Source organism: Candidatus Aquarickettsia rohweri (assembly GCF_003953955.1).
Classification (GTDB): Bacteria; Pseudomonadota; Alphaproteobacteria; order Rickettsiales; family Midichloriaceae; genus Aquirickettsia; species Aquirickettsia rohweri.
On sequence record NZ_RXFM01000054.1, the window covers coordinates 1 to 9,151 of the forward strand.

The window sequence follows — 9,151 nt, forward strand, 5'->3', positions numbered from 1 at the left end:
TTGCGAGGATGATGATAGGCATCAGTGGCAATCCAGATATACACTGCACTTCATCATGATAAGATTCATTATAAATTTCTTATTTCTTAACTGCAGTTTGGGTTAATTTACTTCTATTAAAGTTATTTAGCTATATGTAAAATGCCAATATTTTTTTTAAATAAAGTTAGTTACTTTTTCTCTTTCTGATCTGAAGTAACTGCTTGCTGTTTGTTTTTTTCAATAGATTGGCCTTTTTCAATAGATTCTAAAGCATAGCTGCATAATTCTTCAAAAGGTACTCCATTTTTTTCAGATAAAGCTTTTAATTCTTCTAGGCTTTTCATAATATCTGGAGGAACAGTGCCACCTCTTTCTTTAGAAAGCCAATCGGCTTGAAATTGAATAGGATGATGATCTTTTTCATGTGCACCTATGTAAAAGGTTACTGGAGATGTTTTTCCTGAAAATGTACATGGAATTTTAAATTTTTTCATAAAATTATATCTCTACTACTTATAGTATGAGAATAAATCTTTATTAACTACATTGCAATACTGAAATTGATATCATTGATTAAATCGTTATTGAATTTATTATAATTGATATGGCTTTTTTGTTTACCTATAAACTAGATTATATTATACAATTGCTATAAATAAATTTTTTGCTTTTGAGTTGATGCTGTTTAATGATATTAGAAAGTCCTTTTTGAAATTTTTTCAACTAAATGATCATAAAATTTTAAAATCATCTCCGCTTGTTCCTCACAATGATCCTACTTTATTGTTTACTAATGCAGGGATGGTTCAGTTTAAAAATCAATTTACTGGCAAAGAAAATATAAAATACCCAAGAGTTGCTACTTCTCAAAAATGTATTCGTGCAGGTGGTAAGCATAACGATTTAGAGAATGTGGGGTATACTGCTAGGCATCATACGTTTTTTGAAATGCTAGGTAATTTTTCCTTTGGAGATTATTTTAAGGAAAAAGCAATTTTTTATGCTTGGGAATATTTAACTAAAGAGTTAGGTATTAATAAGGAAAAACTATATATAACTATTTATCACAATGATGAAGAAGCATATAACTTATGGAAAAAGATTAGTAATTTTAATGATGAAAAAATTATTAAAATTAAAACTGATGATAATTTTTGGTCAATGGGCAATGTTGGGCCATGTGGACCTTGTTCTGAAATATTTTACGATCATGGAGATAAATATTTTGGAGGATTGCCTGGTACTAAGGATGAAGATGGTGATAGATTTATAGAAATTTGGAATTTAGTTTTTATGCAATATGAAAAATTAGATTCTGGTGAGCAAATACAACTTCCAAATCCTTCAATAGATACAGGCATGGGTTTAGAAAGAATTACTGCTGTTATGCAAGGAGTTAATAGTAATTATGAAATTGATATTTTCCAAAAACTTATAGATTCTGTTGAAAAGATTTCAGGTAATACTGATCAAATTGTTTCAAGCAAGGTAATTTCAGATCATATTCGTTCTTCATGCTTTTTAATTGCAGATGGTGTCTTACCATCAAATGAGGGTAGGGGATATGTTTTAAGGAGAATATTAAGAAGAGCAATGAGGCATATTCATAATATTGGATACAAGGGCAATTTATTGAGTAAATTAGCGCCAATTTTTATTAATGAGATGAATGATGCTTATTCAGAATTGGAAGAAGCAAGTGATTTAATAACTTCAACATTAAATATAGAAGAGGAAAGGTTTAGAGAAACTTTGAGAATAGGAATGAAATACTTAAAAGAAGAAATTGATACTTTATCTGAGGGAGAATTTTTAAATGGCTCTAAAGTATTTAAATTATATGATACTTATGGATTTCCTATAGATTTAACAGCAGATATTTTAAAAGAAAAAAAAATAAAATTAGATTATGATGGATTTGAATCTGCTATGCAAGAGCAAAAAAGAAAAGCAAGAGCAGCTTGGAGTGGTAGTGGAGAAAAGGATGTTTCCTCTATTTGGTTTGATATATATGATAAATTTGGGGGTACAGAGTTTATTAGAAAAGATGATGGTAGTTATGTTTGCAAAGTGCAAGCAATTATAAAAGATAATAAGTTGATGAAAAAAGCAAGTACAGGTGAAGATGTTATAATTGTAACTGATCAAACTACTTTTTATGCAGAATCTGGTGGGCAAATTGGTGATAGAGGGTATATAAATGATAACGAAGTTTATGATACCAAAAAATTTGCTGATAAAATTCATGGTCATTATGTTTGTTTAAAAGATGATATAAACGTCGGTGATGAAATTAAGCTTTTGGTTGATTATAATCTTAGAAATTTGATTAAAGCTAATCATTCTGCAACTCATATCTTACATTTTGCTTTAAGGGAGATTTTAGGTAAACATGTTACTCAAAAGGGATCATTAGTAAGTTATGATAAATTGCGTTTTGATTTTGCACATAATAAAGAGATGACAAAGGATGAGATAAAAAATGTTGAGAAAAGGGTAAATTCAATCATTATGTTAAATTCCAATGTTTCTACTAATTTAATGGATATAGATAATGCAAAAAAATCTGGTGCTATGGCTTTATTTGGTGAAAAATATGATGAAGAGGTTAGGGTAGTATCTATGGGTGAATCTATAGAATTATGCGGTGGTACGCATGTTAAAAATACTGGAGATATAGGAGTTTTTGCAATTGCATCTGAAGAATCTATATCTTCTGGTGTTAGGAGAATTGAAGCTTTAACAGGAATTAAGGCTTTAAACTTTTTTAGAGATAAAGCTGATAAAAGTGAAGAAATATCGAGATTATTAAGATGTAGTGAAGAAAAGATATCAGATAATATAGTTAATTTGCAAAATCAGATTAAAGACCTGGTAAAATCTAATGAAAAATATAAAAATGAATTGCTTCTTAATAGATTAGAAGAAATTAATGTTGAAGATATAAGAGTTTTGTTATTAAAAATAGATAACGAAAAGGTGAATTTGAAAGGGCTTTATGATAATTTGAAGTCTAAAAATAAATCGATAATTATTTTAGTTAATACTGATAAAAAAAATAATAAAACCTCGTTACTTATTGGTGTAACAAAAGATATTTCTAATAAGTACAATGCAAAAGAGCTTATTCAATCTTGTTTTAGTATTATTGATGGAAAAGGTGGTGGAAATTCTGAGTATGCTCAGGCGAGTGGTAATAATATAGATGTAGAAGATGAAATTTTAGCTAAAATTAAGGAAGAATATAATTAAATTATTTTACAATTAATAGGTTTTTACTATCTTTGCGTAACATTTTTGCAAATGAGCACTGTTTATTTAGATATGCCAAAAAAAGAGATAGATGAATTTGAAGAAGTATATAAACCTACTGATTCAGAATCTATACATAATAGAGATAAGTTTATGGCTGATGAGTTAACTAAGGTATGTAATAAAAGTTCAGATTATATTATTATTTTAGTAGGTAGTAGTCATTTTAATGTTTTGGAAATACTTAGAAATAGAGGTGTGGAAGTAGAAGAATTTTATGCTTATAAAAAACCACTTAATCCTTTTACAGAACATGGGGATTTTTGTTTAGGTTTGGCCAGCACTAGTATGGATGATGATGATTTTTATAAAAAAAATATGGCTATGATTATAAATTTCAAGGTGCTCTTATTAATTTATATGAAAATCCTTCTTTAGATCCTTTTGATGCTATAAAACATGTGGTGCCAACCCCTTCTGATCATGATTAAATATAGTATAGTATAGTTATATAAAAGCTATATTAATTTAAATTAGTTTTTTTAAGATTTTAGTACTGTACTTTTTTCAAGCTAAAGTAAACTTAACGTTTAGCAAATCTTTTATACATGGGTTTGTAGTTAACGTATAGTGCCTTTATTACATTTGGATCATTATGGTTTATTGGTGCTACACCAAGAATTGGCGCAATTTTATTTGTAATCTTAGATATTACAGGTGCAGCTATCATGCCACCTGTTGCAAATCCATGATTGATTTTATTCTGTTTGGGCTCATCAACTAATATAAGTATGGAATATTTTGGATTATTTATTGGGAAAGCTGCAACACATAATGCAATATTTAATTTTTTATGATATCTTCCATTTACAATTTTTTCTGCAGTTCCTGTTTTAGCTCCTACTAAATATTGATCAGAATTTGCTCTTTTGGCAAAGCCTTTAGTTGCAGATAATCGTAATATTTTATTCATTAATATAGATGTTGATGGTTTAAATATTTGTTTGCCATTGTCTTCTTTGTTTTGATCTTTTATTATTGTGGCTTTTCTAAATATGCCGCTGTTTACAATAGCTGAAAAAGTTTGAATCAAGTGTATAGGAGTCATTGAGATTCCATGTCCATAACTCATAGTAATAGAACGCAATTCTTTCCATCTTTTATCAGATGGAAATATGGGACTTGATTTTTCTGGAACTTCAACATGAATTTTTGATAGCATACCTAGTTTTTTGAAATATTCTTTTTGCTTTGTGATACCAACTTCCTGTATAATATGAACTACTCCTATGTTTGAAGAATACATTAATATTTCTGGTATAGAAAGTAATCCACCTTTCCCACCTCTATAGTCACCTATCCTATAATTACCAATTTTAATTGGTGTTGAAACATCAAAAGAATCATTTAAAGAAATTTCTCCAGAGTCAATTCCAATTGCCAGGGTTAAAGATTTTAATACTGAGCCCATTTCATAAACTCCAAGAGTAGCCTGATTAAAAAGCTTTTTATTTTTTACGTTTTTTGTATTGTGTGGATTGAAATCTGGTAAACTTACTGAGCTAATTATCTCTCCTGAATTTACATCCATAACTATTGCAGTGCCCCCTATTGCATCATGTAATTTAATTACATCATTTAATTCTTGCTTAACAATATATTGTATTCTTGTATCTAAACTAGTTTGTATGTTCTCAGTATTTGATGGATTTTTTAAATGATCATCAAAAAATGATTCTAATCCTGATATACCATTGTTATCTATGTCAACTAGCCCTACAATATGTGAAAATAGATTTTTTTGTGGGTAAATTCTCTTTTGATCATTTATAAAATATATTCCTGGGATTCCTAAATTATGTAATTTTTGTTGCTCAGTAGGTGTTAAATGACGCTTTAGCCAGACAAAATGTTTGTTATTAATAAGTCGCTCTTCTAATTCTTTAACATTGATATTCAGAACTTCTGATATTCTATTTAATGATTTGACAGGGTTTAAAAAATGTTTAGGATATATATATGCTGATGCTGTGGGTAATGTTGAAGCTAATATAATACCATTTCTATCAACGATATTTTTTCTTATATTATACAGAACTTCTTTTTTATCATCTATTTGTAAATCTACATAGCTAAAAATAGATAAATCAAATAATCTAAGAACTAATATAATAAGAGTAGTTAGCATGCAAAAAAATACTATTTGAACTCTTTTATGACTTATTTTAAGAGTACTGCAGTCTGATTTTTCATTAAAATGTACTATTTTAGGTATACTCATTTATCATCAAGTGTTTCAATTTGCTTTTGTTCAATTTTTTGAAGATTCAAATATTTTTGTTGTAAAATGTCTATTCTTTCAGGAGTTGTTAAATATGCTAATTCAGCATTTAATATTTGAATATTATTTGTTTCTTGTAATATTTGACTGTTAAGCCAATTTAATTCTTTATTTCCAGAAATTACTTTTGATTTAATAGAAAAAAGTGAAATAATACTTATAACTAATAAAGTGCTATAGATTATAAAAAGTAATGGAGTTTTAGATTTCATGTATTTTTCTCAAACTTCTTAATTTGGCTGACCTTGCCCTAGGATTAGATCTTATTTCTGCATATTTAGGTATTATTACTTTTTTATTAATTCGTTCAAAATTATTTTGTAGACTCATGGTTTTAAAAAAATCTTTAACTATTTTATCCTCAAGAGAATGAAATGTTACTACAGAAATAATTCCTCCGTTTTTTAAAAAGTTAGGTAATTTTTTTAGGGTGTTTTTTAAATTTTCTAATTCGTTATTAACTGAAATTCTAAGTGCTTGGAATGTTCTGGTTGCAAAGTGAATCTTGTCGTTATATCTTGTTAATCCAATTGCCTCCACTAATTGTGAGGTGGATTCAATTTTTTGTTTTTGCCTATAATTAATGATATTTTTAGCAATTAATCTTGATTTTTTCTCTCCACCAAAATTGTATATTAAATTTGCTAGTTCTTCTTGATATAATGTGTTAACTAATTTTTTTGCAGTAAGTGATATTTTATTATCCATCCTCATATCCAAAGGTGCATCTCCATTGAATGAGAATCCACGATCTTTATTGTCTAATTGCATTGAGGAAACGCCAAGATCAAATACAATGCCATCTATTTTTGAAATATTGAGGTTATTTAAAACAGAGTCTATATTGATGAAATTATCATTAATAAACGTAAATTTATCCTGATATGTGGTTTTTAATTTATTTGCATAATTTGTAGTTATTTGATCGCAATCAATTCCTATGACATTACATGATGCTTTGTCTAAAATAGCTTTAGAATAACCACCTGCACCAAAAGTGGCATCAATGTAAGTTTTTCCACTTGATGGATTTAACGCTTCTATGACCTCATTTAACAATACTGGGGTATGATGCTGATGTTTCATTATTTACCTTTCAGTATTTGTTTTAGGTGGTGAAAATGAATTTTCTTTTGCTATCTGCCTAGCTTTTTTATAATAAGTATTAAATTTGTCTTTATCCCATATTTCAAATGTTAATCCTTTGCCTACAAAGAAAACTTTTTTGCCAAATTTTGCAAAATCAACTAATCTTTCAGGTAATGATACTCTGCCTTTTGAATCTAATTGCAATGGTACACAATCAGCAAGTACTGCAGTTGATATAGCATCTCTTTTTTCAGAAAATAAATCCATATTTTCTAAAAAATTTTGTAATTTATCAATTCTTTCAACAGTGCAAACCTCAATGCATTCATTTAAGAATGAGCTATAAGCGTAAATCTCTCTACTAGCTTTATATTCAAGTATATTCCTAAAGCTTGCAGGTATAGATATTCTGTTTTTATCATCTATTTTTCCCTCATATGTTGAAAGAAAAATAGTATTTCCACGATTCATTTTTCAATTTAAGTATATTTAATGAAAACACTTTATAATTAACTTATATCATATTTGAGTGGGATATTATAGTATTATTTTGGGAAATTTTGGGATAAATAGGGAAAAAATTTGCATTTGCTTGTAAAATGCTTATAATGCGTTTTTTAGATGAGTTATGGATAATTAGATTTTGCTTATAGTGAATTATTAGATAAAAAAATTGTTATACAGGAACGTTTTAGTACAGTTTTGATTGTCGATATAGTCATTGCCATAGTGCAGCAACCCACTTTTTTTTTGTCATTGCGAGCAAATCTTTGATTTGTGTGGCAATCCAGAAATGCATAAACAAAATATAAGTAATGCAGTATCCTTAGATCACCATGCCATTAATATGGCTCGTGATGACTGTTGAGAAAAATCGTACTCTTTAATGACAAGACTTGATATAAATTTCTAATTTTTAGCTCAGGTTATGTATATTATTTGTACTATATATAAATTTAAGCTTTATTGTTTTTTAAATCTCATATACTTGCCCAGGCACATATACTTGTCCTGGAATTGCTATTGTTATTGTTGGCTCTTCTAGATCTGGTGTTGGTGCTGGCAATGGTCTTTGGGACGATTGCTCTTCTAATCCATTCCAAAATTCGCAGTGTTCAGGTGCTGTTTCAGTCAGATCGTTGCGGTGTGATATTTGCAAATCACTAGGTAGTCCTGGAATTTGAAACTCTCCCACGACATCTTACTCTGATATATCGTTACCTTGTTGTTGAGTTATACATGACCTTGTTGGTCTACATGAATCTACTAATCTAAATGTACTACAATTTCCGAACATTTCACTCCCCATAAAATTTTAAATATTATAAAACTTTATCCACGTCGTAAGGATGTTGTCAATAAAAAAAGTAATTTTTTTGCTTGTCATTATGAATATGTTTATATACCATGTACTTATGAATTACTTTTATAAACATAAAAAATTTTCTATCTCAACATCCAATTTAAACTGGCGTTAGTTGCCTGTCATAATTTTTAGCGCCTACACTAAATTCTCTATATTTTAATATTTTTTTATAAATAGTTATGTCAAAGATAATAAATAATTTTTTGCTAATAATATTATTAGTAATTTCCGTAGTTAATAAAACTTATTCTAAGGAAGATTTTTATAAAGTGGCTATTATATTGCCTATGGATCACCAAGCTATGAATTATATAGTTGCTGGATTTAAAAAAGAATTGAGTGTCGAAAGAAATAAAAAGTATAAATTAAAAATTTATAATGCTCAAGGTGACTCTAATTTGATGAAGTCAATTTTTCAACAAATTGCCAGAAGTGATTATGATGTAGTTGTGCCAATAGGGACTAATGCAACGCAATTTGCAATTAAGATGGTGAAAGATCAAACAATAATTAGTATTGCTGCTAAACTTTCTAAAAAATATAAAGCTCAGAATTTCATCAATGTTGAAGATCAAATTACAATGAAAAAATTTGTGAGCTTAATAAATGCTGTCATTCATCATCCTAAGTATTTAACATTAATTCATAGTAATGATGTTAGAATGTTTCAGCAATCAAAATTGTTGATTGAAGAATTAAAAAATGAAAAATGTGAGGTGCAGGTTATTTCTGTACAAAATATTTCAGATATTCTGTCTTCTTTAAAGAGCATTAATAATAAATCACAAGCAATAATAATTCTTAAAGTAAACGCTAAAATATCCCCATCTTGACAAGTATTATCCGCCTTTCTTTGGGTTTCTTAAGTTTTTTGATAATTCTAAAAAAAATTTAATTTGATGATATTTTTTTATCAATATTATATGGAAGTAAATTTACTAACTCTTTTGGATCAGAATAATCATGAATATGATTCAGCAAATATTTTAAATAATCATAAGGATTAATCTTATTTACTTTGCAAGTTTCAATAATACTATAAATATTTGCACTAGCTTTAGCACCCTTAGTTGTTGCACAGAACATCCAATTTTTTCTGCCAACTGCAAATGGTTTTATAC

The 9,151-nt window shown here is 28.0% G+C and carries 10 protein-coding genes; 3 read left to right on the forward strand and 7 right to left on the reverse strand.

Features of this window, described 5'->3' with window-relative positions:
• Positions 1-170: 170 nt before the first annotated feature.
• Entirely contained in the window at positions 171-476 is a 306-nt protein-coding gene (locus EIC27_RS04285; RefSeq protein ID WP_126044892.1) for a DUF2610 domain-containing protein, read from the reverse strand.
• A gap of 184 nt (positions 477-660) precedes the next feature.
• Between EIC27_RS04285 and alaS the strand changes: the two genes are divergently transcribed.
• Together alaS and EIC27_RS04295 are read left to right on the forward strand one after the other, a co-directional pair.
• Positions 661-3,234: an alanine--tRNA ligase gene (gene alaS / locus EIC27_RS04290; protein ID WP_205702333.1), complete on the forward strand. Its 2,574-nt coding sequence runs from the start codon at positions 661-663 to the stop codon at positions 3,232-3,234.
• Positions 3,235-3,285: 51 nt separating this feature from the next.
• Positions 3,286-3,672: a TraB/GumN family protein gene (locus tag EIC27_RS04295; protein ID WP_126044894.1), complete on the forward strand. Its 387-nt coding sequence runs from the start codon at positions 3,286-3,288 to the stop codon at positions 3,670-3,672.
• A 145-nt stretch (positions 3,673-3,817) separates the two neighbouring features.
• Here EIC27_RS04295 and EIC27_RS04300 read toward each other — a convergent pair whose 3' ends face one another.
• The 5 genes from EIC27_RS04300 to EIC27_RS04320 all read right to left on the reverse strand — a co-directional run bounded on the left by EIC27_RS04300 (position 3,818) and on the right by EIC27_RS04320 (position 7,859).
• Positions 3,818-5,515 carry a peptidoglycan D,D-transpeptidase FtsI family protein gene (locus EIC27_RS04300; protein WP_126044895.1) on the reverse strand — a complete coding sequence of 566 codons (1,698 nt, stop codon included), beginning with the start codon at positions 5,513-5,515 and terminating at the stop codon, positions 3,818-3,820.
• Positions 5,512-5,787, reverse strand: a complete 276-nt coding sequence (gene ftsL / locus EIC27_RS04305) for a cell division protein FtsL (protein ID WP_126044896.1) — start codon at positions 5,785-5,787, stop codon at positions 5,512-5,514. Before ftsL ends, EIC27_RS04300 begins: the two co-directional genes overlap by 4 nt.
• Positions 5,777-6,661: a 16S rRNA (cytosine(1402)-N(4))-methyltransferase RsmH gene (gene rsmH, locus EIC27_RS04310; protein WP_126044897.1), complete on the reverse strand. Its 885-nt coding sequence runs from the start codon at positions 6,659-6,661 to the stop codon at positions 5,777-5,779. The genes ftsL and rsmH overlap by 11 nt, the downstream gene beginning before the upstream one ends.
• A 3-nt stretch (positions 6,662-6,664) precedes the next feature.
• The gene (locus tag EIC27_RS04315) at positions 6,665-7,135 is read right to left on the reverse strand and encodes a division/cell wall cluster transcriptional repressor MraZ (RefSeq protein WP_126044898.1); all 471 of its coding nucleotides are present in this window, start codon (positions 7,133-7,135) and stop codon (positions 6,665-6,667) included.
• A 502-nt stretch (positions 7,136-7,637) separates the two neighbouring features.
• A complete protein-coding gene (locus tag EIC27_RS04320) occupies positions 7,638-7,859 on the reverse strand; it encodes a hypothetical protein (RefSeq protein WP_126044899.1) in 222 nt (73 codons plus the stop codon).
• 350 nt (positions 7,860-8,209) lie between these two features.
• On the opposite strand from EIC27_RS04320, the gene EIC27_RS04325 reads away from it, so the two are divergent.
• Positions 8,210-8,863, forward strand: coding sequence for an ABC transporter substrate binding protein (locus EIC27_RS04325; RefSeq protein WP_126044900.1), 654 nt, complete (start codon positions 8,210-8,212; stop codon positions 8,861-8,863).
• Between the two features lie 58 nt (positions 8,864-8,921).
• Here the strand turns inward: EIC27_RS04325 and EIC27_RS08225 are convergent.
• A partial coding sequence (locus EIC27_RS08225) for a transposase domain-containing protein (RefSeq protein ID WP_205702304.1) occupies positions 8,922-9,151 on the reverse strand: 230 nt, incomplete at its 5' end.